This is a genomic window from Paraburkholderia bengalensis (assembly GCF_037126505.1).
GTDB lineage: Bacteria > Pseudomonadota > Gammaproteobacteria > Burkholderiales > Burkholderiaceae > Paraburkholderia > Paraburkholderia bengalensis.
Genome location: NZ_JACFYJ010000075.1, coordinates 1 through 25,128 on the forward strand (window position 1 = coordinate 1; position 25,128 = coordinate 25,128).

Sequence of the window (25,128 nt, forward strand, 5' to 3'; positions counted from 1 at the left end):
TTACAAAGGCATGGCGATCGCCGCTAGTATGGAGGCTCCCGACTGCCCTCGCGCAGTGAACCCGACAGGGGGATGGCGAGTCCATGAGGCGCGGCGCCGCTGCGCAGGCGCAGCACGCTCGCGGCGAAGTCGCGGTCGCCGATAATGCTGAAAAATGTTCCGAAGGCAAGCGAAAGCCTGCCCAGCAACGAAACGTTCGGTTCGGTCATGAAAGATCGCTCCTGATTCTTGGGTACTGCCGCGCCGCGCGGAGATCGCGCGGCGCGTGGGATTCGGGACGGAGGACGGCGCAGCGGGCGGGAGTGGGATTCGCCCGTCCGCTTGAACTTGCGCCAAAACCCGTATTTTGCCTTGTTGTGAGCCATCGACGGCTCAGAGTCTGAATCCTGCGCAAGATTGGCGGCCGGATTTTACGTCCTCAAGTAAGAATGAGCGGCATCGTCCTGTCATTTTTGACGGCGAGCATAGGGGTTCGCTCAGAGGCATTGGGCGTGCCGGGTACGCCTTAGCCGCGTTGGCCAGCGCGGTCCGACGTCTGCGAAAGCGGGTGTTGCCGTCTTCTCGTCGACGCAATCGCGACGGCGCTGACGCCCTCAACCGATTTTCTGGAGGAAAGCATGAGCATTTTCAGCACGATCCTCAGCAAGATTTTCCCGTCGAGCCACCCCGCGGTGCAGGCGGCCGCGCAGCAGGCGGCCGCGCCCGCGCCGCAGGACGCGCCCGCAGCGGCGCCTGCGCAAGCGCCCGCCGCTGCGGCCGCCGAGCCCGTCGATGTCGAGGCGATCCTGACGGGACTCGCCGACCAGCACCCGGAGAAGCTGAACTGGCGGACGTCGATCGTCGATCTGATGAAGCTGCTCGGACTGGACAGCAGCCTTGCCGCGCGCAAGCAGTTGGCCGGGGACCTGCACTACAGCGGCGACACGGAGGACTCGGCCTCCATGAACATCTGGCTGCACAAGCAGGTCATGACGAAGCTGGCCGAGAACGGCGGGAAAGTGCCGGACGATCTGAAGAACTGAAATACAGGCGGATGCATGGAGGATGAGACGCCGGTGACCGGCATGAAGCAAAGTGCATGATCGCAGGAATGCGATTTGCAGCGGCGCGGGATCATGAAGCTCGCCACGTTCAACATCAACGGCATCCGTTCGCGTTTGCCGGCCTTGCTCGCCTGGCTCGAACGGGAAGCACCCGACGTCGTGTGCCTTCAGGAACTGAAGGCGCCCGACGCGGCTTTCCCTGCGGCGGAAATCGACCGCGCGGGATACGGCGCGATCTGGCATGGACAGGCATCGTGGAACGGCGTCGCGATTCTCGCCCGCGACGCGCAGCCTGTCGAAACGCGCCGTGGCCTGCCCGGCGACCCCGACGATACGCATAGCCGTTATCTCGAAGCGGCCGTCGATGGCCTGTTGATCGGGTGTCTCTATCTGCCGAACGGCAATCCGCAGCCTGGACCGCGGTTCGACTACAAGCTCGCGTGGTTCGAACGGCTGATCGTCTACGCGAGGAAGTTGCTGGACAGCGGCCATCCCGTCGTGCTGGCGGGCGACTACAACGTCGTGCCGACGGACTTCGACATCTACAATCCGCGCTCGTGGCTCAAGGACGCGCTGCTGCAGCCGGAAAGCCGCGACTGTTACGCGCGTCTGCTCGCACAGGGCTGGACCGACTCGCTGCGCAAGCGCTATCCGGACGAGCAGATCTTTACGTTCTGGGATTATTTCCGCCAGCACTGGGAGCGGAACTCGGGTTTGCGCATCGATCATCTGCTGTTGAGCCCACAAGTCGCCGCGACGATGCGCAATGCGGGTGTCGATCGATGGGTGAGGGGTGAGCCGCATGCGAGCGATCACGCGCCCGCATGGGTCGAACTCGATCTTGAGAGGCTTGCGGGTGACGCGGCCGAGGTAGCGACGAAGGCATCGACGAATGCGACGCGCGCGGGAGAGGTGAAGAAAACTGCATTGAAAAAAGCTGCAGTGAAAAAAGCTGCAGTGAAGAAAACTGCCGTGAAGAAAACTGCCGTGGGGAAAGCGAGCACCGCGAAACGACCCACGGCGTCAAGGAAAACCGGCAAGTAACTTCATGCGGCCGTGCAAAGCGCATACGTCATCCATGAAAGTGCGGCAGCACGTCGGCCGCCAGTTCCTCCATCACTTCCCGCACGGGCCGCTGCGAGTTCAGATTCAGCGTCACGTGATGCGTGCCGCTGTCGCGCATGTCGTCGAGTGCTGCGATGAGTGCATGTCGTCCCGCGCGATAACCGAGCGGTAGCGGCGCAGCCGGTTCGTGTGGATCATCGCTGAGATCGAGCCGCATCGCGACGCCGAATGCGCGAAACGCGGGCGCCGGCAGGCGATCGACAGCCGCGCGCCACATGCTGTGCCGCGCGCGTTGCGTGTCCGGGTCGCGGTGATACGTCATCCAGCCGATCGAACGGCGCGCGATCCAGTCCACGCTTTGCCCGCCTGAGCCGACCGCGAGCATCGGCACCGGCAACGGGGGCTGCGGCAACAACATGAACTCGGGTGCACCTTCGCGACGGCGATCGGGCATTACGTGAGGCACCTCGCCGAGCGCCGCCGCAAGCGTGTCCCAATGCGCGCGATACAACTCGCGCCGTTCTTCGGCGTCGTGCCCGAAGGCGGCGTATTCGGGTGGACGGTCGCCCGAGCCGAGCCCCAGCATGAAGCGGCCATTCGACAACGTCTGCACCGACCCCGCGCCCTTCGCGATGTGCAGCGGGTGACGTAACGTCAGAACAATCGCGCCGCTGGCAAGCGCAATTCGCGTCGTATGCGAGGCGAGCGCGCCGAGCAGCACCCACGGATCGAGGTGGCCGACAGGGTCCGGGTAGTCGGCGCTGTTCAACGGCACGTCGCGCACCCAGAGCGCGCGAAAGCCGAGCGCATCGGCCAGTGCCGCGAGTTCGACCTGCTCGCGGAAATCCGCGACGATCTGCCCCGCGCGCAATAACGGCAACGTCAGCCCGATCGAGAGCCGGCCTTCGGCGAACACCTGGCGGTCAATGGAGGTGCGGACTGGCGTCATCGACGTTCGCTCTCTGCGCGGGTTCCGTTCGCGGCGTTGCGCGGGAGACCGATCCTAGCATCGACTGGCAAATCGCACCCGCCGTCCGCCACAACAACCCTGAAACCCGCATGGACAAAGGCTTGCGTGGGCCGCGCCCGGTTCTCCCATTGTTTGAAATTTGGGAACTGTGATTTCAATCTATGAGCATAGAAATTTGATAGCGCTCGTCTAAACTCAGTCTCAATCGACGCCGCGCCAGATCCATCCGGTTGCGACGCCTTCCTGATTCAACACATTCTCTGGAGTTCGTCATGAAGAACCGTCTTATTGCAGCCGTGCTCGTCGCCGTGTCCGCCGCAGTCGCTGCACCCGCTTTCGCGTCCGGCTACGGCCCGGCACCGTTTTATCGTCCGTCCGTCGGCGCGCCCGCGTCGCAGCGCGGCGTCAGCGCGCAAACCTTCGCGGCCGAACGCAACCAAGCTGCCGCATCGAACAGCGGCGTCGGCGGCGTGATCGGCGCGTCGTCGGAATCGGGCGGCCGTCAGCCGTCGCAAGCAGTTCCCGACGTCAACGTGTTCAAGGGCCATTGATTGGACCGCGGCGAGACTTCGGACTCGCCGCGTCGCCGATGGCGGCGCTAGCCATCGTGCGTGGAACAGGCGCCTGGCGCTGGCCCGCCGGCCCTGTTCGACAGGAGTGGATGCCATGAAAGCGTTTTTCGAAGGACTGGTGATCGTGGTCGCGGTGGTCGTGTACTTTTTGCCCGCCATCGTCGCCGATGCGCGCGAACGCAGCGATGCGTTAGCGGTCACGATCTTCAACGTGCTGTTCGGCTGGACCGTGATCGGCTGGGTCGCGGCGTTTGTGTGGGCGCGTCATCGCGTGAGCGAGAAGCGGTTGTCGAGCGTCGCACAGACAGCGCGCCGCGCGATCGGCAGAGTGACGATCGCGAAGATCGTGGCGCGCTCTCGCCGCGTCCGCGCCACGCGGCGCCGCACGACCGCGTCCGTGTAACCCTGAAGTTCGCGCGACGAGACCGCCGGCCCGGTATCGGGCCGGCGGTTTTGTTTTGGGCGGAACAGGCACGCGGGACACTCGCGCAATATTAATTCGGACGACGAATCAAATACGGTCGATCACCACAGTGCTGCCGTCCAGCTTCCGATGCGAACGTCGTGCATCGCGTCGCGCAGATTCTGTACGAACGCATCGGCCCGCTGATGACGGCTTTGCACGCGCGGGTCGGAGCGCCGGCTCGATGCGAGCACGTCGATGATGCCGCGCGTCGAAACGCTTGTGTCCAGATCGGAGATGTCGGTGACTTTGGCCCATGTGCAGCGCATGATCTCGTTGCTGGGCACGGCGGTCTGCTGTTCGTCGATATGCGCGGCGAACACGTGGTGGCAAGTACGCGTGCCCACAAACCCGAACAGATACTGCATGCCGATCGCCTGAAGGCGCGTTTCCTCCTGGAGTTCGCGCACAGCGGCCGCTTCGAATGTCTCGCCGGCGTCGGGCTTCCCGCCCGGCAGCGACCAGCGCGAATTCGCCTTGCCGACCAGCAGAATGCGCATGCCTACCCGGCACACGACAGTCGCACGTTGCTTCACAGTGTCTCTTCCATGTAGGGCGCGAAAGGAGCGAGCACGCCCCGTGCCGCGCGATCCGATGGCGCTCTCAGTCGCCATTCGACCCGCTATTATCCGCCCGATGTTGAGTACGCGACGTGACACCTTGATGACAGCCCTCATCAAATGCGAGCCCGAGCTGTAACCGCGCGGTTCGCATCGGCCGCGAAGGGGGCGCGGCGGCGTGTGCCTGCAACGGGCCGGTCGACGCGCTGCTCGCGCTGCTCGCGCGCGAGCTTCTTGCTCTGCTTCGACATGCCGTCGAAGATCGCCGCGGCCAGATCGTCCGGAAAGCCGCGCGGCAGTTGCGCTGCGACGCGATCGATCACGTCCGGCGTGGCCAGCGTGACGGCGGCGATCAGTGCTTCGACGGTAGCGGGCGCGAGACCCACCTGCTGCCCCTGAGCGATCCAATGCCGCCGTACGATCTGGCCGATCAGATAGTGATTGCTCGTGCCGCGCACGGCCATTGCCAGCCTGGCCTTCTGCATCGGAATGCGGTTCGCGCCGCGCCCGATGATCGGGTGCGCGGAGAGCACGTCATACAGCGGCGTTGCGCGATAGCGGTTGCCCGGCAGGTGCGCGATGCTGAAATTCTTCGCATGGCCGTCGGTCGCGGCGAGCAGCCAGAAGATCAGTTGCGTCGTGAAGAAGCGCGCGGTGTCGTCGGCGGCGTCGAGCGAGCCCGCGAGAATGTGCATCACGTCATCGATGCCGGGTCCGCCGTCGGCCTGATACTTCGCAATGGGCGGCGTGCCCGTGGCCTGACACATGTCCTCTTGCGGCAGGCGGACGATCCATTTTCCGTCGCCGGAAAGCCGTCGGTCGAAGCGCTCCACGACAAGGGCCTTCTGATCGCCGAAATGCGCGATCTCGCACGCCGCGACAGGCAGGCCATACGCGGCGACGATCTTCGAACAGAGCCATTCGTTTTCCACCGATGTACGCATGTCGGCGCGCATGTTGCCGACAAGGCCAAGCGGCAGCTTCAGGATATGCGTGGTCGGCGTGCTGCCCGCGGGCAGCACCCAGCGCCCCTTGTGACGCAGCAGCGCGGTCTTTTCCTGCGCGCCCGCAATGGAAAGACGCAGGTCCGCCGCGTGATCGTGCTGGCCCAAGGGCGCGGCCGATGTGGTGTCGCGCAGCAGGCGCGCGATGTCGTTGTCCGTCAGCGCGTCACCGCCTATGCGGTAGAGATCGGTCGGCGTTTCCCCGGGCGGCAGCATCTGGATCGCGCCGACGCAATCGCGTCCCAGCGAGGCGAGCAGCTCGAACGGCCCGGTGCCGCCCGTCTTGTAGCGCTGCGCCATGCGACGCCGGATCGGTTCGCTGTCGGGCAGCAGGTTGTCAAAGAACGCGGACACGAGTGCGCCGCGATACGGCTGATTGCCCGGCGTGAACGGCAGCGACAGCGACAGCGGGCGCCCCTGTTCGTCGTCGAGCCATTCGTCGAAGTAGACCAGTCGCTCGCCCGCGCCCGATTTTTCCCAATAGCCGACGGCGAGGCCATTCATCCACAGGTCGAGACGTTGAGTCTGCGAACGGCGCCCCATGCTTACCACGACTCCCGTTTCTTCGACGGATTCACGGCGCGTTTCGGCTTCGACGTAGCGCGCGCGTCCTGTTCGGACGCCGCCTTGCGCGTTGCCACTTTCGCGCTGGCCGCCGCGGTGCTCGCTGAGGTACGCCTCGCTTTCTTGACGGCAGGCACAGTCCGCCGGGTTGCCGGCGCGGGCGCGCGTTGAGTTCCGCGCTTGCGGGGCGAGGCGGGCGCGATCTTCGCAACGGGCGCTGCCGTCGTGAGGGCTGGCTCGTCCTGGCTGAGCGTGAGGCTGGCGTTCAGCAGCCGCAACACCGTGAAGAGTCGCTCGACGCCGGCAGCGGCCGGGTGCGCCTCGAACTTCGCATAGCTTTGCTGCGTGATGCCGAGCCGGGCGGCGATGGCGGCCTGCGTCAGCCCGGCGGCCTTGCGAAAGCCGCGCAGAACTGGCTGCAGCTGGCTGAGCGTCTTGACGGAGTATTCCAAGGCGGGCCTCGAAGAAAGCGGGTGGGATGGGGTCGCGCCGATCTGGCGCAGGGAACTTGCGCGACGCCGTCCGAAGGGTAGACAGAATACAGATCAAAGTCTGTATTGGCAATATACAGCTTTTAATATGTAAATCGAAAATACAGAATTTAAGTTGTATTGGAAGCAGGCTGCGAAATATGCTTTTGCAAACAGTCGTGTTGCGTCGCAGCGCGCGTGCTGGGGCTCAGTCCACTCGTATCACTGACTCGCGTCGCAAGCCTGCAGTGCAGGACATTTTTCATGCACGGGTACGAGACGTGCTAACGGAGGACTGAACTCGCCGCGCGATCGGGTGAACGCAAGCCGATCGGGCTTTACGAAAAAGGAGGCCAGCCCATGAGCGATCATCAGTCATCGGATTCACCCGATCTCACGCGACGCAGGATAGTGGCGGCGCTCGCCGGTACCGTTGCGTTGTCGGCTTGCGGCGGAGGAGGGAGCGGGGGATCGTCGACAAGCACGGGAACGACGAGCGGGATTCCGCCCGATCGCGCGAACCTTCCGCGGCCCGCGTTGCCAGACCCGGCGGCGTCAGGCATCGATCACATCGTCCTCGTCACGATGGAAAACCGCTCGTTCGATCATCTGTTCGGGTGGGTGCCGAATGCGGAACACCAGCAGGTCCGCCAGTTCACCGATGCATTCGGCCAGACGCAGTCCTCGTTCGCGTTGACGTCGAATGCGTCATATGGCTTCCAGGCCTGCTCGTTCGCCGATCCCAATCACCTGTACAGCGCCGGGCGCACGCATCTCGCCGGTGGCGCGATGAACGGCTTTCTGCTGACCCCGGGCACCAGTCTGACGCGCGGCGACCTGCTGCCCATCGGCTATTTCGGCGCGGACGATCTCGACTTTTATCGCGGCGCCGCCACGCAATACACGGTGTGCGACTACTACATGAGCGGCATTCTGTCCGCGACTTTCCCGAACCGGCTCTATCTGCACAGCGGCGAGACGGACCGCCTCGACGACAGCACCGATACCGCCACACTGGCGACCATCTGGGACCGGCTCGACGCGAAGAACATTTCATCGACGTATTACTTCCACGATGTTCCGTTCACGGCGCTGTACGGCACGCGCTATGTCGGCCGCTCGAAGCTCTTTGCCGATTTTCTCGTGGATGCGGCGGCGGGCAGCCTGCCATCGTTCTGCATGGTCGATCCGTCTTTCGCGGGCGAAGCACAGGGTACGTCGAACGACGATCATCCGCATGCCGACGTGCGCAATGGCCAGGTGCTGCTCGGCAAGATCTACGACGCGCTGCGCACGGGGCCGAAGTGGAGCACGACGCTGATGATCATCGTGTACGACGAATGGGGCGGCTTCATGGAACATGTGGTGCCGCCCGTCAAGCCGGTGTCGACAGCGGAACGGGGCGTCGGCAATGATGGACGGCTCGGGTTTCGCGTACCGTGCATGCTGCTCGGGCCGCGCGTGCGCGCGAACACCGTGTCGCGCTATCCATTCGATCCGAGTTCGATTCATCAACTGCTCGCGTGGCGCTTCGGTCTCGACCCGCTAGGTGTGCGCGCAAGCGATCCGAATACCTTCAACATGGCTTACGCGCTCGACTTCGGCGACGCCGCGCGTACCGATGCGCCCGCTATCGCCGTGACGCAAGGCACGTTCGGGACGGCCTGCCCGGTGGGCGCGGGCATACCGGGACTCGGTGGAATCGATCGCAGTCAGCAGGTTCCGTCCGCGTCCGCATCGAGCGCACAGGCCAATCCGCCCGGCGGACGCTTCGCGGATTTGCGCGCCAAAGCGAGCGCGCTGGGTTTCCCCGGCGGCAATTGAACGGTGCGTCGCGCATGTAGTGAAGAATGCGCGCGCGAGCAACAAAAAAAACGGCTCCGCGGCGCATGCCGCAGAGCCGCTATCGTCATGCGACGCTTGAACCCGAAAGCTCAGGCTGCTTCTTTGCGTCGTTTGCCGAGTGCCGCTTCGACGGTTTCCTTGTCGGACTGTGGAACCGCGCCTGCCGGGCGATGCACGTCATGCGTGACGAAGCCCTGTTCGCGGCTCGGCACGTCGAACCACTCGCGATGCGCAAACGAATCGCGAATATCCTCGAGTCCGCTTTGCCAATGTTCGAGCATCGTGTCCATGCTGAACTCGTAGTCCTTGTAGTGACCTTCGTACGGCTTGTTCTTGTAGATCAGATGCACGACGTTGATCGCGCTGCCGTCCGCCGCCTGCTCGGCCAGGCGGAACATCGGGTCGGCTTTCAACACGGAGCTCGGCACGTGCTCGAGCAGTTCCTTGATGAAGCGCGCGTGCTTTTGCCGCTCGGCCAGCATGTTCGTGATCGCGCGGGTACGGCTCGAATATTGAATGTCCTTGGCGCGTTCCGATATGTCGAGAAAATCGCCCGGAGCGTTGCCGCGCGCGCTCCACAGGTCCACCTGGAACACCAGCGTGTCCTTGTGATCCGAATCGCGCAGCACTTCCGTGAGCGGCGTGTTCGATACAAGGCCGCCGTCCCAGTAGTATTCGCCGTCGATCTCGACGGCGGGAAAGCCCGGCGGCAATGCGCCTGACGCCATGAAATGCTCGGGCGCAAGCCGCATCTTGCGGTTGTCGAAGTACGTCAGATTGCCCGTGCGCACGTTCACGGCACCGACGGATACGCGCGTCGCGCCGTCGTTGATGCGATCGAAGTCCGCGAACTGCAGCAGCGTTTCCTTCAACGCGGCCGTGTCGTAGTAGCTCACGCGGCTCGGGTCCAGCTTGCCGAGCCCTGCAACGGGCAACGGCATGCGCGGCGCGAAGAAACCCGGCTGGCCTTCCGTCAATGCGCGGCCTGCCGCCCACATACTGGCCCACTTGCGCGAGAGGTCATGCAAGCCAAGACCGGGCAGCGTCCACGCACTGATGCTGCCCACCCAATCGAGCGGATGGCAGATTGCATTCCAGAAGCCTCGCAGCGCTTCCACGCGTTTCTCCGGCGCATTGCCGGCGATGATCGCCGTATTGAGCGCGCCGATCGACACGCCCGCAATCCAGTCCGGCTCGACCTTCATCTCGGCGAGCCCCTCTACTACGCCAGCCTGGTAAGAGCCGAGCGCGCCGCCGCCTTGCAGCACGAGCGCGATCTCGTCGTAGCGCGGCAACACAAACGGCTGCGGCTGCGCGCTGATATTTTTTGTGTCGCTGCGCATACGTGCTCCTTACTTCATCGACCAGCCGTGGCTGACGATCACCGATTGCCCCGTCAGCGCCGACGATTCGAAGCCCGCAAGGAACGCCACCGTATTCGCGACGTCATCGACCGTCGTGAATTCGCCGTCGACCGTTTCCTTCAGCATCACGTTCTTCACGACTTCCTCTTCGGTGATGCCGAGTGCCTTCGCCTGCTCGGGAATCTGCTTGTCGACGAGCGGCGTGCGCACGAAGCCCGGGCATACGACGTTCGCGCGTACGCCGCGCGGGCCGCCTTCCTTCGCCACCACACGCGCGAGGCCGAGCAGTCCGTGCTTCGCGGTGACATAGGCCGACTTCAGCTTCGACGCTTCATGCGAGTGCACCGAGCCCATGTAGACGATCGAGCCGCCGCGCTTGCTGCCGTACATATGTTTGATGGCAGCCTTGGTTGTCAGAAACGCGCCGTCGAGATGAATAGCGAGCATCTTCTTCCAGTCGGCAAACGCGTATTCCTCGATCGGGGCGACGATCTGAATGCCCGCGTTCGACACCAGCACGTCGATGCTGCCGAGTTCTTTCACTGCGCGTTCGACACCCGCGTTCACAGCGTCTTCATTGGTCACGTCCATCGCAACGGCAATTGCCTTGCCGCCGTTTTCGACGATGCTCGACGCAACCTTCTGCGCATTCTCGAGGTTCAGATCCGCAATCACCACGGCGGCGCCGAGGCTCGCGAGCTTGCGCGCGCATTGTTCGCCGATACCGCTTGCTGCACCCGTCACGAGCGCGACCTTGTTTTGCAGTGACATTGTGTATTCCCTTGAATGGTGTGGAGAGGGTTAGACGGCGAGCTCGAGTGCGTCGTCGTTCGATGTCTTCGCAGCGGATGCTGCAGCGTGTGCAGGGGCGAGATAATCGAACGCGACTTCGCCGATGTCGAGCGTGAGATTGGCAGTCACGTGACGCGCGCCGACGACGCGTTTCACGGGCAGATCCGCAATGGGGGCGAGCGCATGCGGGTGCAGTTCGAGGGCGGCGGGGCCGCTCCATGCGCCCAGTACCGTCACGTCGCGCAGATAGAAGCGCACGAGTTCGCAGATGCGCGCCGTGCCGTCGACATGCGGAATCACCTTGAGCAGATAGTTCGGCGTATCGGCGAGCTTCGCGCGTTCGACTTCGATATCGAGTGTGCGGTGCTTGTAGCCCATCGTGCCCGTCGCGATACGTTGCGTGCCGTAGTCGAGGGTGCCGAGCAGCGTGTCGTTGCCGTCGACGCCGAGCTTCGGGCGCGCGAGTTTCTTGGGAAAACCCCAGATTTCACGGCCGCCCGCAATCGGTCCTTCGTCGTCGAGATACATCGAATGCGTGTAGTTCGCGAGGCGCCCATCCATGTCGCGCACCAAAATGACTTGACCGCTTTCCGTGTAGTCGCCGAAGCCCGACGAATCCGGCATGCGGATGAACTCATAATGGACCAGCGCGTTTTCGGGCTGGAGCGGTTCGGGCACGATCGCGCGCAGCGCATCCATGTCGGTTTCGTACGAGATGATGAAATACTCGCGATTGAGAAAACGGAACGGCGGGCGAGGGTAGGCGGGATTATGAACGGGCATCGCGAAAGCGGATTGCCGGATCGAATGGATGTCCATGAACTTCCTCTTGGATTGGGCGTTGTTGGAGCACGGCGAATCTTAGAGCAAAAGTTTTTTCGACATCACGTTAATTTTTCCAATACACCGTTGGTCTGAACGCAACAGTGCGCGATGCTTTGAATCGATTCGTGAACGCGTCGATCATTGTGAAATCCGGCATGACCTGTTTGCTAAAGCGAAATATCACTTCAAGGTGAAATACGGATGTCATCTGGTTGGTGATGCAACGTTGGCCTTTCCATCGCGTATTAAGTGATCGGGCGGGAGTGATTTGCGAGCTAATGAATATTGGCAACGACGATTCAAGCGGATATTGCGGCCTCCGATCGATTGAACTGTTCCCGCCGGACGCAGCGCGATCTAAAAATCAGGTGGGAGCGAATTGTTTTGTTGCGGCGCGTCATGTCTACGGATATACTAGGGTTATTACCTAGGGTGATACCCGTACAAGGAGTCCGCCATGCAACAAGCTACGACCGCCGCTGCACCGTCCACGAGCTGGCTTTCGCGCCTGCGCGAGCTCGCCATCCGCGCCGTCGATCTGCATCTGCAGCACTGCGCAGTTCTCGCGGAAGCGTATCGCCGCTAAGCCGCCGCATAAAAGAACGGGAGCACGGTTTCGTGCTCCCGTTCTGCTTATGACCGCATTGTCGGCGGTTCGCCCGGGCCGGTCGCGGCCCTTTGCTTGACGCAGGCATCCACGCGCCGGCGTCAAAACTGGCCGTCGTCAGATGCCGACCTTTGCAGCCCCAACGATCAGCCGCAATCCGAGCGCGGCAATCGCGCCTGCCGCAATCCGATCAATCCACGTCTTCGCGCGCAGATAGATTTCGCGTGGCCGCCGGCTCGAAAAACACAGCGCGACGACCGTGTACCACCCGAACTCCACCGCGAACACGAGCGGCGGCAACACGAAGTAACACCAGACGGGCGGATGCTGCGGCAGCAGCGCGGCAAAGATACTGCCGTACCAGATCGCCGTTTTGGGGTTGCTGAGCTGCGTAGTCAGGCCGATCCAGAACGACTTTCGCGCGCTGAAGCCCTGCGCCGCGTCGGCGCGATCCATTTCGATCGGGCGAGCCGCGCCGCGCCAGATCTTCGACGCGATATAGAGCAGATACAAGCCGCCCGCCACCTTCAGCCCGATGTACAGCCACTCGACGGCCACCAGCAGCGTGTACAAGCCGGCGAGCGCGACGCCGCCGAAGAAAATCCCGCCGATCCCCATTCCCAGTGCCGTCGACAGCCCGTCGCCGCGCGACAGGCTGATCGCGTTTCGCGCGACGAGCACGAAACTCGGCCCCGGAATCATCGCGCCCAGCAATAGCGCGACGAGAATAGCGAACACAGCGGCGGAAGCGGACATTGGATCGTCTCCTTGAATGGCTTGACAGGCGAGCGGCGCGCCCCAAACGGTGCGCAAAGAATAGAGGCAACCCGCGGCGTTCGCAACGGAGCCCGCGCCGTTGCGTCAGCACGATGACTTTTGGGGTTGCTACAGTATCGCGATGGAAGAGAGAGAACGTATCCGCCGCGCCGTGTCGTGGCTGCGCGAGGCAGACGGCCTGCTGGTAACGGCGGGGGCGGGGATGGGCGTCGATTCGGGCCTGCCCGATTATCGCGGCGCGGAGGGTTTCTGGCGTGCCTATCCGCCGTTGAAGCAGCATCGCCTGACCTTTCAGGACATGGCGAATCCGCGCGCGATGGCGCTGCATCCCCGGCTATGCTGGGGCTTCTACGGGCATCGTCTGGATCTTTACCGGCGCACGCTGCCGCACGCGGGCTTCGACATCTTGCGCCGGTGGGCCGCCGCGATGCCGCGCGGACTGGCCGTGTTCACTAGCAACGTCGATGGTCAGTTCCAGGCGGCGGGTTTCGACGAGGCAGTCATCGCCGAGTGCCACGGTTCCATTCACGTGCTGCAATGCTCGGAAGTCTGTCACGACGGGCTATGGTCTGCCGCGCAAGTGCAGCCCATCGTCGACGAAACGACTTGCGAACTGGTCAGTCCGTTGCCGCGCTGTCCGGTGTGCGGCGCGCTGGCACGGCCCAATATTCTGATGTTCGGCGATTACGACTGGATCGCGTTGCGCACCGAGCAGCAGGAGACGCGGCTGCAGGCGTGGCTGTCGACGGTGGAGCGTCCCGTCGTCGTTGAAATTGGCGCGGGCAAGGCGATCCCGACCGTGCGATTGTTCAGCGAGCACAACGGGCCGCGCATCATTCGCATCAATCCGCGCGATTTCGGCATTGCGCCGAACCACGGCATCGGCCTCGCGCGAGGCGCCGTCGACGGCCTGAGCGTGCTCGACCGCGCGATGCGGGAATAACGGGTGAAAAACGCAGTGACGGACGGCGGCATCGCGCCGACGCTGCCGTCCGCTGCCACGCTACGCATCGCGCAACGGGTTACGCGGGATCAGGCTGAGCGGCCCACAGCCGCTCACGCTGGCTGATGCGCCGCGTCGCCGTGCGGGCCTGCTGTCTGCGCACGATCGAACGCGCCGCACGCGCGAGCGCCAGATCGAGCGCGCCTCGCCAGTCTCTTGCAATCGACGTGACGACCACGGGCGTCGCATCGGGCGTCTGCACCTGCACCTGACAGCGCTTGTCCAGACCGCCGCGTGGGCCGTTGATGTCCGACAGGCTGACCGTCGCGCGGGAAATGAGCCAGTCCATGCGGCGAAACACGAACCGGATACGTTGCCGCGCGAAGCTGCGCAAACGGACGGCTTCGAGATCGCGGGACTTGAACAGGACTTGCATGAGACACCTCCGTGGTGAGTACGGCCTCACTGTAAGGCGTGCGGGTGTTCATGAAAAAGCAGAAATAGCGGAACTTCAACTTCGGAAAAACCGAACTACGCCGCGACGTGCGCGCTCAGGAAAGCGCGGAGGCCAACACTTTCTGCGTCAGCGGATGATGCCTGCCGCGTCGCGACACGATCGCGTGAATCTCTTCCTTCACGTCGGACGAGCGCCCGAGCCAGCGCAAGCCGCGATGCAGCGGATCATCGCGTTCCGCGCCGAACGCCGCGAGCGGAAACACGCCCATGCCGCGCGCCGCGAACAGCGCCATCAATGCGCTGTCCTCGAACTCGCCCGCCATGCGCGGCCGGATGCCTTCGGCCTCGAACCAGCGGTCGAGCCGCGAGCGCAGCGACGAGTGCCCCGTTGGCAGCAGCACGGGCAACGACGCGAGGCTTTGCGGAAAATGATCGACGTGGGTTTTTCGCACGATGGCGCTCGGCCCGTACCAGTCGATGGGCGAAGCGACGAGGCGCTCGCTGGATAGCCGCAAGTTCGAGTTGTGCGGCGCAGGCTGGCTCGACAGCACGAGATCCAGGTGATGATGGGCGAGTTCCGCCAGCAATTCTTCCGCGTCGCCTTCGTGACAGAGCAGCCGCAACGACGGCGTGTCGAGCACGCTCGTCAGAATGGCGTGCACGGCGAGCTTCGAAATGCCATCCGTCAGGCCGACCGCGAAGCGCGCGACATTGCCGCTCGCGGCCTCGCGTACTTCGTCGTTCAGCGCGCGCCCGAGCTGAAAAATCTCTTCCGCTCGTGCGTAGGCGGCCTGTCCCGCTTCTGTCATCGCGACGCCGCGTCCCGCAGGCTTGAGCAACTGGTGTCCCAGCGACTTTTCCAGTTCGCGCACTTGCGCGCTGATCGTCTGTACGGCCATATCGAGCCGTTCGGCGGCACGGGCGAAGCCGCCTTCCTGCACGACGACCCAGAAATAATGCAAGTGACGATAGTTGAGCATGCGCGGTTTCACTTCGAAAAAAACGAACTAATCTTAAGCTTATCACTGGTTTTTCCGATGAGCGAATTACCCGATCATCGTGTCTTCAGGCTGTGAACCAGTAATCAGCCGTTTTCTTCAACCACATAACAACGCGCTCAAACATGGACACCTTACTGACCCTCGCCGCCGATCCCGCAGCATGGGCCGCGCTCCTGACGCTGGTCGTGATGGAGGTCGTGCTCGGCATCGACAACCTGATCTTCATCTCCATTCTGAGCAACAAGCTGCCTGAAGCGCATCGCGCGCGCACGCAGCGCATCGGCATCATGCTGGCGCTGGTGATGCGGCTCGCGTTGCTCGGCACCGTCGCGTGGATTGCGCGCCTGACGGAGCCGGTGTTGACGATGTTCGATCACGCGTTTTCGTGGCGCGACCTCATTCTGCTCGCGGGCGGCCTGTTCCTCGTGTGGAAGGCAACGCGAGAAATGCACCACCACGTGAGCCACGACGCCGACGAGGTCACCGACGCGGCGGTGGGCGTCGGCGGCCTGACGGCAACGGCTGCCATCGGCCAGATCCTGCTGCTGGACCTCGTGTTCTCGGTCGACAGCATCATCACGGCCGTCGGCATGACGGACCATCTGCCCATCATGTTCATCGCGGTGATCGCGGCCGTCACGGCGATGCTGTTCGCGGCGCGCCCGCTGTCGAAGTTCATCGAGCGCAACCCGACCATCGTCACGCTCGCGCTCAGTTTCCTGCTGGTCATCGGCATGACGCTGATTGCCGAGGGCTTCGGCTCGCACGTACCGAAGGGCTATATCTACGCGGCAATGACGTTTGCCGGTTTCGTCGAAGGCATGAACATGCTGGCGCGGCGCAGGAAGCTCAAGCGCGGCCGCGCGATCGCGACGGAAAAAGCACGGGCGGACGATTCATCGCTCGCAAGCTGACGAAACAGCTGGACAGACAGGTGGGTGTGGTTTCGCTGCCGCGCCGCGCCGTGCCGCACCGCACCGCACCGCACCGCACCGCACAGGATACGGAAAGATCAACGGCTACATCAAGGAGCAATGCCATGAAGTGCCCTGTTTGCAAGACCCCGGATCTGCTGATGACCGAGCGTCAAGGCATCGAGATCGACTACTGTCCGACCTGCCGCGGCATCTGGCTCGATCGCGGCGAACTCGACAAGCTGCTGAACCAGATGGACGCGCCCGAGCCCGAACGCTTGGAGCGCCAGCCTGAGCGGCAACCCGAACGCAATACGCGCTACGCCGGACGCGATACGCGCCGCACGGAAGAATGGGGCGGCCGATACGGTCATGACGACGATCGTCGCAAGTGCGACGATCCGCGTCGCAGGAAGAAGTCGCTGTTCGATATGTTCGACTTCGACTGACCGTCGCTGCTCACTGCGCATCCGGTGGCCGCATCGTTTTGCCGTATCGGATCGGCATGGCGTCGTCGTCGAACCCGTTGACGGGCGGCATTTCAGCGTGCGTTCGCGCGGCCCGGCGCGCCGCGCCCGGCGAAACGCCGACGACACGCTTGAACGCACGGCTGAACGCGGCGTCCGAATCGTAGCCAAGACGCGTCGCGAGTGCCGTCAGCGACGCGTCGGTTTCCTGCAGCTGCGTGAGCGCAGCCTGCATTTTCCAGCGCACCGCGTAGTGCATCGCGGGCTCGCCGACCAGTTGCGTGAAGCGCGCCGAAAACGCCGAGCGCGACATGCTCACGCGGTCGGCCAGCGCCGCCACGGTCCAGTTGCTCGCCGGATCACGATGGATCATCGCGATCGCGCGCCCGATCTGGCCATCGCGCAGCGCGCCGAGCCAACCCGTCTGCGCGTCGGGCGCCTGCGCGATCCAGGCGCGGATCGCCTGTATCACGAGGATATCGGCGAGCCGCGTGATGACGGTTTCGCCGCCCGGATTCTGCTGATGCGCCTCGGCGGCGATGAAGCGCAGCGTGCTTTGTATCCACTCCGTTTCGGGCGACTGCCACGTGTCGACGCGAATCAGCTTCGGCAACAGCCGGATCAACTGCTGCGCCGCGGGGTGATCGAAACGCACGAGCGCGCAGATCATCGTGGTCGGCTCGCCGCCTTGCCCATACCGAAGGATTTCGTAGCGGGCGCTGACGGCTACGCGCGGCAGATCGAACAGTTGTGCGGCGGGCACGCCGGCGGCGCTCGTCAGCCGATGGCCCGCGCCGTGCGGCACGAGCGCGAGGTCGCCCGGGCGCAGCACGCACTGCCCGGCGCCTTCCACTTCGAGCAGACATGCGCCCGACGTGACGACATGAAACATCAGCGAGTGCGCGAACGGCGGCAACTCGAGCGCCCAGGGCGCGGTGAACTCGGAACGGCAATAGAAGGTGCCGCTCATGCGCAGAAAGTGCAGCGCCTCGCCGAGCGGATCCGCGGATTCGGGCAGTGGGTCCATGAACCCAGTCTAGGTGCCGTCTGCGGGTTCGTCCAGGCGCCTGGACGAATGAGCATGAACGGCGGACAGAAGGTCATTGTTCGTCCTGGTTCGCAGCCCTATGCTGGACTCACCGTCGCGATACGCGGCGGCGTTCAGAGGAGACAACCATGAAAGCAGACACGATTCTCGTGCTCGGCAGCACGGGCAAGACGGGCCGCCGGGTCGCTCAACGGCTCGCGGCACGCGGCATCGACGTTCGGCACGGCTCGCGCTTGGCCAGACCGCCTTTCGACTGGGCAGACCGCGCGACGTGGGCGCCCGCGCTGGATGGCGCGAAGGCCGTCTATCTCACGTACTTTCCGGACCTCGCGGTGACGGGCGCCGCCGACGATATCGAGGCCTTCACGCGGCTTGCCGTACAGTGCGGCGCACGCCGGCTGGTGCTGCTGTCCGGGCGCGGCGAGCAGGAAGCGCAGCGCTGCGAGGCGATCGTGCGCGGGTCCGGCGTCGAATGGACCTTGCTGCGCGCAAGCTGGTTCATGCAGAACTTCAGCGAAGCGCATTTTCTGGAGCCGATACGCGCAGGCGAGCTTGCGTTGCCCGTCGGCGATATCGGCGAGCCGTTTGTCGATGCCGACGATATCGCGGATGCCGCCGCCGCCGCGCTGACGGACGACGGCCATGCAGGCCAGCTATACGAGCTGACGGGCCCGCGCCTGCTGACCTTCGGCGACGCGGTGTCCGAGATCGCCCACGCGTCAGGCCGCGTCGTTCGCTTCACGCGCGTTCCGCTGGATGCGTACGGGGCCGCGCTCGAACAAGCACAGTTGCCGCCGGACATGATCGGGCTCATCCGCTACCTGTTCAGCGAAGTGCTCGATGGACGCAACGCGTCCGTGCAGGACGGCGTGCTGCGCGCGTTGGGCCGGCCGCCGCGCGATTTCCGCGACTATGCGCGCGCGGCGGCGGCAACGCGCGTGTGGGCGTCTGCTGGGCCCGCGTCAATGGATCGCCTGCCTGAAATGCGGGCATGAAGGCGAGCGTTTGATGCCCGGCGAGGCGCGGTTTCATAACAGATAAAACAAAAGATACAAGGAGCGTCATGCGCGTCTGTGCGGCATGCGACGTAAAGCACTGGCAAAGCGGTTTTTTCGTGCGTATGCTCGTTCGCGGGGAAGGCTGTTCGACGCGTGCGTTCGTGCTGGGAGTGATCGACCATGGGTCTGCTGCGCCGGCTGTTCGTGGGTGAGGAAGCATCGGTGTCGCCACACGACGCCGCGCGGATCGACGAGGCGATCGGGCGCATCGTCGCCATCGATCCGCGAATCGCCATGGCTAGCCGTTATCGCCAGCGGCTGAAAAAGCCCGTTACCGCCACGCTTCAGTACGCGGACACGCTGATGGCGTCGCTGCCCGCGACGCTCGACGCCAACGCCGACACATGGGCCAGTAACCCGAGCCTGCGCGCGTTCTTCGCCACGCCCGACGACATCGCCGATACGTTCGGCCGCTCCGAAGAGGTGCGCGCTTTCTTCGAGCAGCATCCCGACGCCACCGATCTGCACGGCACGCTCGGGATGGCGTTGACCGAGCGGCACGTGCTCGGCGTCGCGCTCGACGGCGACACGATCCATCACGATGTGGCGCAAACCACGCTGTCCTTCAGCGATCATCGCGTGCGCATCTGCGGGCTCACCGAGGCGGCGCTGCGCGAAGAGATCGTACGCAGGCTGATCGATCAGCTCGCGCTGGAGGGGCTGTCGATGCTGGCCGCCACGCGTGCCGCGCGGCTCGCGCGCGGGCGCGAGCTGATCCAGGAGCGGGTTGCGCTGCTGCATCGGCGGGGCACGGGCATGTCGTCGGTGGCGGGCGGCGGCCCGGACGTCGCGGCGCACGAACTCGTGCACGTGCAGACGCAGATCGCGCAGAACGCCGACAGCCTCGCTGCCCTTAGAGCGCCCGCGGATGTCATCGAGTACGAACTGAACGGCATTTGCGACGTGTTCGGCCAGCCGGAGGATCATGTCTATCTGCGCAACCGGCATATCCGCATCGACATGATGAACGTCGTGCAGGAAGGCAATGCGAAGCAGGGCAACGATATCGAGTTTCACTTCGTGCGCATTCCTGGCGAGACACCGCAGATGCGCGCGTTCGCGCTGGTGCGCTTCCGGCGCGCGGACTTGCCGCCCGGCGGCCTGCATATCGACGCCGCGATGCGCGCGCTATAAGATCGGAGCGGGGGACGCCGCGGGGAATCGATCATGAGCCGCAATCTGTTTCTTCTCGCCATCGCAGCCAGCCTGAGCGTTGCATTGCCGGTATTGCCGCAGATGGCGTCGGCGCAGCCGTCCGCGCTCAGACCGATGCAGGACGCACAGCGCAAGGCCGAGCAAAAGGCGCGTCAGGCAAAGAAAAAAGACGACCAGCAAGCCGATACGCACGGCGAAGCACAGCAGCAGGAAAGCCCGAAACCGGCCTCGTCGCCGTGAGGGGCGGCTCACCGGGCGGGTGAAACGTTTCAGTTTCGGGAGCGATCGCCATTGGCGTTGCGGATTCGCATAGGCGCGATGTTCGAATACGCGATACAAATGCGCCGACAAATGCGCAGCAATGCACCGCAATGCGCGCGGAAAATCATAGACTGATTGCGAGTACCTTTACGTTGTCTTTTTCCATGAGGAGAACGTCGCTATGGCTGAACTGTGGATAGGCAATATCGAAGACGCGACCACCGACGACGAAATCAAGTCGTTCCTGTGCCGCTACGGGTTTCCGCCGTTCGACACGATTCAGCGCGTCGAAGGGACGGGCGAGCGTCCCGCCGTCGTGCTCGGCTTCAACGATGTCGGCGCGCATGTGCTGCACGCGCTGCAACCGCGCGTTCACAACATGTTCTGGAAGAACCGCACGCTGGTGGCCCAGGTCGTACCCGAGCGCGACGAGTCCTGAATGCGGCAGCCGTCCGTGCCCGGCAAGGACGGCGAGGCGAACCGGCGATGACGTTCATGGGAGACGAGCAATGGCTGAAGCGAAGACGGCAAAAAGCAGCGCCAGCAGCAAGCTTGCGGACGGCGCGCGCGACAAGCCGGGCGAACCGGCTGGCGGGCAGGAACCCCTGACGAACAAGGCGTATGAAAAAGAGCTGAAGTCGCTTCACGTCGAACTGGTGAAGCTGCAGGAATGGGTCGTGAAAACGGGCGCGAAAGTCTGCATCGTGTTCGAGGGACGCGATGGCGCGGGCAAGGGCGGCACGATCAAGGCGATCACGGAACGCGTCAGCCCGCGCGTGTTTCGCGTCATCGCGCTGCCCGCGCCCACCGAACGCGAAAAGACCCAGATGTACGTCCAGCGCTATCTGCCGCATTTGCCCGCGGCGGGCGAAATCGTCCTGTTCGACCGAAGCTGGTACAACCGCGCGGGCGTCGAACGCGTGATGGGTTTTTGCACCGAACAACAGGTGCACGATTTCTTCAAAGGGGTGCCGCTGATCGAACGCGCGATCATTCATTCGGGCGTCATTCTTCTGAAGTACTGGCTCGAAGTCAGCGAGGAGGAGCAGACCCGCCGGCTCGAAGCGCGCATCAACGACGGCCGCAAGATCTGGAAGCTCTCGCCGATGGATCTTCTTTCGTACAGCCGCTGGTACGACTACTCGCGCGCGCGAGACGACATGTTCGCGGCCACCGATACCGACGAGGCGCCGTGGCACGTCGTGCGCTCCGACGACAAGAAGCGCGCGCGGCTCAATCTCATCGCACATCTGCTCGACAGCATTCCGTACCAGCCGATGCCGCGCGAGAAGGTGAAGCTTCCGAAGCGGCAAAAGCCGGAAGGCTATCGGCAGCCGGACCGGCCGATACGCTACGTGCCGCAGAAATACTGACGGCGCCGCGCGGCAGCGCGAGATCAGGATCGACGGCGCGGGCCGCAAACGGGCCCGCGTCGACCCGTTCAACGCGGCGCGCGCTCGCGCGGAGCGCGCACAAGAGGGCGAGCCGATGCCCAGAGAAAAGCCAGCGCTGCAGCGCAGCCAGAAAGCCCCCATCACGCCACGGCGCCGCTGGCTGCTCGCCACCGCGGCGGCCGTGGGGCTGGCGGCGCTCGGCCTCGGGCTGTACGCCGTCATCGAGCCCGCTTTCCAGACGCGCATCGTCATCACGACGGGCGCGGACAACGGCATCTATCGCGGCTTCGCGGACCGCTATGCGCCCATCCTCAAACGCGACGGCGTGACGCTCGACATCCGCAGTTCGTCGGGATCGGTCGAAAATTACGAGCGCCTCAAAGATCCCGCCAGCGAGTATCAGGTGGGCTTCATCCAGTCGGGCACCACGGAGCCGCAGGAAACCGATCATCTGCAGACGATCGCCGCGGTGTCATATGAACCCATCTGGGTCTTCTATCGGGGCGCCGGGACCGTGAACCGGCTCGCGCAACTGCGCGGCAAGCGGATCGGCGTCGGCGTGCCGGGCAGCGGGCTGTTGCAGGTTTCGCGCACATTGCTGGGCTACAGCGGCGTGACGCCCGAGAACACGCAGTTCTTCGAAATGGATGCGCAAAAGGCGTCGCGCTGCCTCGAGGACGGCTGCCTCGACGCGGCGTTCTTCATCGGCAGGCCGGATGCGCCGACACAGCGGGCGTTGCTGACGAGCGACCTCAAGCTGATGAGCTTCGCGCAGGCCGACGCGCTCGTGCAGAAATTCCCGTCGCTGTCGAAGGTGACGTTTCCGCGTGCATCGACCAGCATCGTCGACGATCTTCCGCAAGCGGACGTCACGCTGCTTGCCGCGACGGCGCTGCTGGTCGCGAAGGATACGCTGCATCCCGCGCTCGTCTATCTGCTGCTCGACGCCGCGAGGACCGCGCATTCGGGCGAGGACTACTTCACGCCGCTCGGCGCGTTTCCGAACCTGAAAACCGACGAATTCCCCGTCGCCAGCGAAAGCGAACGCTACTTCCGGTCCGGGCGGCCGTTCCTGCAGCGTTATCTGCCGTTCTGGCTGGCCAGTTTCATCGAGCGGCGCCTGCTGATCCTGCTGCCGTTCATGGCCGTGCTGATCGGCGTGCTCCAGGCGCTGCCGCGCATGCTGGAGTCGCGCGTCAAGAACCGCTTCGTGGTCTGGTATCGCGAGCTCAAATCGCTCGAGGACGAAATCTGGCGAACCGCGAAGCCGTCGACGGACCAGCTCGCCCAATGGCGCAGCGAGATCGAGAACATCGATGCGCAGGCCAGCCAGATCAGGGTGCCCAAGCGCTATCTGCACGACGTGTACGCGTTGAAACAGGCGATCAGCGTGGTGCGCCGGCGCATTTCGATCGCGGCGAGCAGCGCGGACGAATGATCCGTCGAACGCCGCTATCAGCGGGCAAGATCGCGATGATCGGGGGCAAAGCGCGGATCAAGTTCGGGCCCCAGATCGGGGCCCGGATCGGGGCCCGGTTCGGTGAAGCGGGCGCGGTGCAGTAAGATGTCGGGTTCACTCCCGACCACGAACCGCCCATCATGGACAGCGCTGCCCCGTTGGAACAGGCCCAATTGCTTGCCGAATATGCCGATTTGCGGCAGCGCGCGGCCGCGCTGGAGGAGCAGGTGCCCGCCTGGCTGCAGCGCGTGTCGGACAAGCTGCATCGGATCAGCGGCGAGTCGGAACTGGCGGACCATTACCGCAGCTTGCTGGTCAGCGCGCGCGGCTACGCGCTGGTGTCGATCGAAAACTACCATCAGGCGATCCCGTATCTGCAGACGGCGGGGTCGCTGATCGGGCAACTGGAAGGGGAGCCCGCCGCAGGCGGCGCGCAGGCGCCCGCGGAGCTGCTGGAGCGTCTGGACGAACTGATCGACGCTGCCGTGCGCATGATCGGCGACGCCGAGCAGTGCTTCGTGAGCGCGAAAGATCCCGATCCTGAAACGGTGCCGCAGTCGATTCTCGACGATCCGCTGCGCTCCAGCCCATAGCGGCGCGCGGAACCTGCCGAACCTGCCGACCTGGTTTGGCGCCGGACATGTCTGATAAAGTTTGCCCTATTCCTTCATACGTCGATTCAACGGTTTCTGATTATGAGCACAATCCTCGAAAGTCTTCCGACCGGCCAGAAGGTCGGTATCGCGTTCTCCGGCGGCCTCGACACGAGCGCCGCGCTGCACTGGATGCGCCTGAAGGGCGCCGTGCCGTATGCCTACACGGCCAATCTCGGTCAGCCGGACGAGGACGACTACGACTCGATTCCGCGCCGCGCCACGCAGTACGGCGCCGAGGGCGCGCGCCTGATCGACTGCCGCGCGCAACTGGTCGCGGAAGGGATTGCGGCGCTGCAAACGGGCGCTTTCCACATTTCGACGGCAGGCGTCACGTACTTCAACACGACGCCCATCGGCCGCGCCGTGACGGGCACGATGCTGGTCTCCGCGATGAAGGAAGACGGCGTCAACATCTGGGGCGACGGCAGCACGTACAAGGGCAACGACATCGAGCGCTTCTACCGCTACGGCCTGCTCGTCAATCCCGACCTGAAGATCTACAAGCCTTGGCTCGACCAGCAGTTCATCGACGAACTCGGCGGCCGCGCGGAAATGTCCGAGTTCATGCGCCAGTCGGGCTTCGAGTACAAGATGTCGGCGGAAAAGGCCTATTCGACCGATTCGAACCTGCTCGGCGCGACGCATGAAGCGAAAGACCTCGAAAGCCTCGAGTCCGGCATCAGGATCGTCAACCCGATCATGGGCGTTGCCTTCTGGCGCGACGACGTGCAGATCGCGAAGGAAGAAGTCACGATCCGCTTCGAAGAGGGCCAGCCCGTCGCGCTGAACGGCAAGACCTTCCCGAATGCCGTCGAGCTGCTGCTGGAAGCGAACCGCATCGGTGGACGTCATGGCCTCGGCATGAGCGACCAGATCGAAAATCGCATCATCGAGGCGAAGAGCCGCGGCATCTACGAGGCGCCCGGTCTCGCGCTGCTGTTCATCGCCTATGAGCGTCTCGTCACGGGCATCCACAACGAGGACACGATCGAGCAATACCGCGAGAACGGCCGGCGCCTTGGCCGGCTACTGTATCAGGGCCGCTGGTTCGATCCGCAGGCAATCATGCTGCGCGAAACGGCGCAACGCTGGGTCGCGCGCGCGATCACGGGTGAAGTGACGATCGAGCTGCGCCGCGGCAACGACTATTCGCTGCTCAGCACGAAATCGCCGAATCTCACGTACCAGCCGGAGCGTCTGTCGATGGAGAAGGTGGCGTCGACGTTCTCGCCGCGCGACCGGATCGGCCAGTTGACGATGCGCAATCTCGACATCACCGACACGCGCGACAAGCTGCGCATCTACTCGCAGGTCGGCCTGCTCGCACCGGGCGAATCGTCCGCGCTGCCGCAACTGAAGGGCGACGACGAGTAAGCCTGAGCGCTGGCGCAGCCC

The 25,128-nt window shown here is 64.1% G+C and carries 27 protein-coding genes and 2 pseudogenes; 17 read left to right on the forward strand and 12 right to left on the reverse strand.

Annotated elements, in window-relative coordinates:
* Positions 1–86: 86 nt before the first annotated feature.
* Positions 87–209: pseudogene (locus H3V53_RS31565) on the reverse strand (DUF2760 domain-containing protein); the annotation flags it as partial.
* Between the two features lie 408 nt (positions 210–617).
* Here H3V53_RS31565 and H3V53_RS31570 point away from each other — a divergent pair.
* Positions 618–1,022 (forward strand): DUF3597 domain-containing protein, encoded by a 405-nt coding sequence (locus H3V53_RS31570; RefSeq protein ID WP_336601186.1) that lies wholly within the window; start codon positions 618–620, stop codon positions 1,020–1,022.
* Positions 1,023–1,115: 93 nt separating this feature from the next.
* Positions 1,116–2,087: an exodeoxyribonuclease III gene (gene xth / locus H3V53_RS31575; RefSeq protein ID WP_336601187.1), complete on the forward strand. Its 972-nt coding sequence runs from the start codon at positions 1,116–1,118 to the stop codon at positions 2,085–2,087.
* A 28-nt stretch (positions 2,088–2,115) separates the two neighbouring features.
* On the opposite strand, the gene H3V53_RS31580 is transcribed toward xth, so the two are convergent.
* Positions 2,116–3,057, reverse strand: coding sequence for a TIGR03571 family LLM class oxidoreductase (locus H3V53_RS31580; protein ID WP_336601188.1), 942 nt, complete (start codon positions 3,055–3,057; stop codon positions 2,116–2,118).
* Positions 3,058–3,350: 293 nt separating this feature from the next.
* On the opposite strand from H3V53_RS31580, the gene H3V53_RS31585 reads away from it, so the two are divergent.
* Both H3V53_RS31585 and H3V53_RS31590 read left to right on the forward strand, forming a co-directional pair.
* The gene (locus H3V53_RS31585; RefSeq protein WP_336601189.1) at positions 3,351–3,629 is read left to right on the forward strand and encodes a hypothetical protein; all 279 of its coding nucleotides are present in this window, start codon (positions 3,351–3,353) and stop codon (positions 3,627–3,629) included.
* Positions 3,630–3,744: 115 nt separating this feature from the next.
* The gene (locus tag H3V53_RS31590; protein WP_336601190.1) at positions 3,745–4,053 is read left to right on the forward strand and encodes a superinfection immunity protein; all 309 of its coding nucleotides are present in this window, start codon (positions 3,745–3,747) and stop codon (positions 4,051–4,053) included.
* A gap of 122 nt (positions 4,054–4,175) precedes the next feature.
* Here the strand turns inward: H3V53_RS31590 and H3V53_RS31595 are convergent, their stop codons facing one another.
* The 3 genes and pseudogenes from H3V53_RS31595 to H3V53_RS31605 all read right to left on the reverse strand — a co-directional run bounded on the left by H3V53_RS31595 (position 4,176) and on the right by H3V53_RS31605 (position 6,693).
* Entirely contained in the window at positions 4,176–4,649 is a 474-nt protein-coding gene (locus H3V53_RS31595) for an NUDIX hydrolase (RefSeq protein WP_336601191.1), read from the reverse strand.
* 248 nt (positions 4,650–4,897) lie between these two features.
* Positions 4,898–6,220, reverse strand: a pseudogene (locus tag H3V53_RS31600) (type II toxin-antitoxin system HipA family toxin); the annotation flags it as partial.
* Positions 6,221–6,222: 2 nt separating this feature from the next.
* Entirely contained in the window at positions 6,223–6,693 is a 471-nt protein-coding gene (locus H3V53_RS31605) for a helix-turn-helix domain-containing protein (protein WP_336601192.1), read from the reverse strand.
* 378 nt (positions 6,694–7,071) lie between these two features.
* Here H3V53_RS31605 and H3V53_RS31610 point away from each other — a divergent pair, with 378 nt between their 5' ends.
* A complete protein-coding gene (locus H3V53_RS31610; RefSeq protein ID WP_336601193.1) occupies positions 7,072–8,535 on the forward strand; it encodes an alkaline phosphatase family protein in 1,464 nt (487 codons plus the stop codon).
* A gap of 110 nt (positions 8,536–8,645) precedes the next feature.
* On the opposite strand, the gene H3V53_RS31615 is transcribed toward H3V53_RS31610, so the two are convergent.
* The 3 genes from H3V53_RS31615 to H3V53_RS31625 are packed head-to-tail and all read right to left on the reverse strand — an operon-like array spanning position 8,646 to position 11,531.
* Positions 8,646–9,899, reverse strand: a complete 1,254-nt coding sequence (locus H3V53_RS31615; protein ID WP_336601194.1) for a patatin-like phospholipase family protein — start codon at positions 9,897–9,899, stop codon at positions 8,646–8,648.
* A 9-nt stretch (positions 9,900–9,908) separates the two neighbouring features.
* The gene (locus tag H3V53_RS31620) at positions 9,909–10,691 is read right to left on the reverse strand and encodes a 3-hydroxybutyrate dehydrogenase (RefSeq protein WP_336601195.1); all 783 of its coding nucleotides are present in this window, start codon (positions 10,689–10,691) and stop codon (positions 9,909–9,911) included.
* A gap of 30 nt (positions 10,692–10,721) precedes the next feature.
* Entirely contained in the window at positions 10,722–11,531 is an 810-nt protein-coding gene (locus tag H3V53_RS31625) for an acetoacetate decarboxylase (protein ID WP_336601196.1), read from the reverse strand.
* 463 nt (positions 11,532–11,994) lie between these two features.
* On the opposite strand from H3V53_RS31625, the gene H3V53_RS31630 reads away from it, so the two are divergent.
* Complete coding sequence (locus tag H3V53_RS31630; RefSeq protein WP_257722142.1) at positions 11,995–12,123, forward strand: hypothetical protein; 129 nt, start codon at positions 11,995–11,997, stop codon at positions 12,121–12,123.
* Between the two features lie 138 nt (positions 12,124–12,261).
* On the opposite strand, the gene H3V53_RS31635 is transcribed toward H3V53_RS31630, so the two are convergent.
* On the reverse strand, positions 12,262–12,900 hold the full coding sequence (locus H3V53_RS31635) for a LysE family translocator (protein WP_336601197.1): 639 nt from the start codon (positions 12,898–12,900) through the stop codon (positions 12,262–12,264).
* Positions 12,901–13,042: 142 nt separating this feature from the next.
* On the opposite strand from H3V53_RS31635, the gene H3V53_RS31640 reads away from it, so the two are divergent.
* Positions 13,043–13,864, forward strand: coding sequence for an SIR2 family NAD-dependent protein deacylase (locus tag H3V53_RS31640; protein ID WP_336601198.1), 822 nt, complete (start codon positions 13,043–13,045; stop codon positions 13,862–13,864).
* Between the two features lie 79 nt (positions 13,865–13,943).
* On the opposite strand, the gene H3V53_RS31645 is transcribed toward H3V53_RS31640, so the two are convergent.
* Together H3V53_RS31645 and H3V53_RS31650 are read right to left on the reverse strand one after the other, a co-directional pair.
* Positions 13,944–14,300, reverse strand: coding sequence for an HPF/RaiA family ribosome-associated protein (locus tag H3V53_RS31645; RefSeq protein ID WP_336601199.1), 357 nt, complete (start codon positions 14,298–14,300; stop codon positions 13,944–13,946).
* Positions 14,301–14,415: 115 nt separating this feature from the next.
* On the reverse strand, positions 14,416–15,300 hold the full coding sequence (locus H3V53_RS31650; protein WP_336601200.1) for a LysR family transcriptional regulator: 885 nt from the start codon (positions 15,298–15,300) through the stop codon (positions 14,416–14,418).
* 143 nt (positions 15,301–15,443) lie between these two features.
* Between H3V53_RS31650 and H3V53_RS31655 the strand changes: the two genes are divergently transcribed.
* Together H3V53_RS31655 and H3V53_RS31660 are read left to right on the forward strand one after the other, a co-directional pair.
* On the forward strand, positions 15,444–16,235 hold the full coding sequence (locus H3V53_RS31655) for a TerC family protein (RefSeq protein ID WP_336601201.1): 792 nt from the start codon (positions 15,444–15,446) through the stop codon (positions 16,233–16,235).
* Positions 16,236–16,360: 125 nt separating this feature from the next.
* Positions 16,361–16,684 carry a TFIIB-type zinc ribbon-containing protein gene (locus H3V53_RS31660; protein WP_336601202.1) on the forward strand — a complete coding sequence of 108 codons (324 nt, stop codon included), beginning with the start codon at positions 16,361–16,363 and terminating at the stop codon, positions 16,682–16,684.
* Positions 16,685–16,694: 10 nt separating this feature from the next.
* Here H3V53_RS31660 and H3V53_RS31665 read toward each other — a convergent pair whose 3' ends face one another.
* Complete coding sequence (locus H3V53_RS31665) at positions 16,695–17,729, reverse strand: AraC family transcriptional regulator (RefSeq protein WP_336601203.1); 1,035 nt, start codon at positions 17,727–17,729, stop codon at positions 16,695–16,697.
* Between the two features lie 149 nt (positions 17,730–17,878).
* Between H3V53_RS31665 and H3V53_RS31670 the strand changes: the two genes are divergently transcribed.
* From H3V53_RS31670 to argG, 8 genes are all read left to right on the forward strand, one after another.
* Positions 17,879–18,745, forward strand: a complete 867-nt coding sequence (locus H3V53_RS31670; protein WP_336601204.1) for an NAD(P)H-binding protein — start codon at positions 17,879–17,881, stop codon at positions 18,743–18,745.
* Positions 18,746–18,928: 183 nt separating this feature from the next.
* Entirely contained in the window at positions 18,929–19,942 is a 1,014-nt protein-coding gene (locus H3V53_RS31675) for a hypothetical protein (protein WP_336601205.1), read from the forward strand.
* A gap of 33 nt (positions 19,943–19,975) precedes the next feature.
* A complete protein-coding gene (locus tag H3V53_RS31680; RefSeq protein ID WP_336601206.1) occupies positions 19,976–20,203 on the forward strand; it encodes a hypothetical protein in 228 nt (75 codons plus the stop codon).
* A gap of 202 nt (positions 20,204–20,405) precedes the next feature.
* Positions 20,406–20,663, forward strand: a complete 258-nt coding sequence (locus tag H3V53_RS31685; protein ID WP_054921088.1) for a hypothetical protein — start codon at positions 20,406–20,408, stop codon at positions 20,661–20,663.
* Between the two features lie 70 nt (positions 20,664–20,733).
* Positions 20,734–21,597 carry a polyphosphate kinase 2 gene (gene ppk2 / locus H3V53_RS31690; RefSeq protein ID WP_336601207.1) on the forward strand — a complete coding sequence of 288 codons (864 nt, stop codon included), beginning with the start codon at positions 20,734–20,736 and terminating at the stop codon, positions 21,595–21,597.
* A 115-nt stretch (positions 21,598–21,712) separates the two neighbouring features.
* The gene (locus H3V53_RS31695) at positions 21,713–23,056 is read left to right on the forward strand and encodes a TAXI family TRAP transporter solute-binding subunit (RefSeq protein WP_336601208.1); all 1,344 of its coding nucleotides are present in this window, start codon (positions 21,713–21,715) and stop codon (positions 23,054–23,056) included.
* A gap of 161 nt (positions 23,057–23,217) precedes the next feature.
* Entirely contained in the window at positions 23,218–23,670 is a 453-nt protein-coding gene (locus H3V53_RS31700; RefSeq protein ID WP_336601209.1) for an ATPase, read from the forward strand.
* Positions 23,671–23,772: 102 nt separating this feature from the next.
* Positions 23,773–25,107 carry an argininosuccinate synthase gene (argG, locus tag H3V53_RS31705; RefSeq protein ID WP_336601210.1) on the forward strand — a complete coding sequence of 445 codons (1,335 nt, stop codon included), beginning with the start codon at positions 23,773–23,775 and terminating at the stop codon, positions 25,105–25,107.
* Positions 25,108–25,128: the final 21 nt, after the last annotated feature.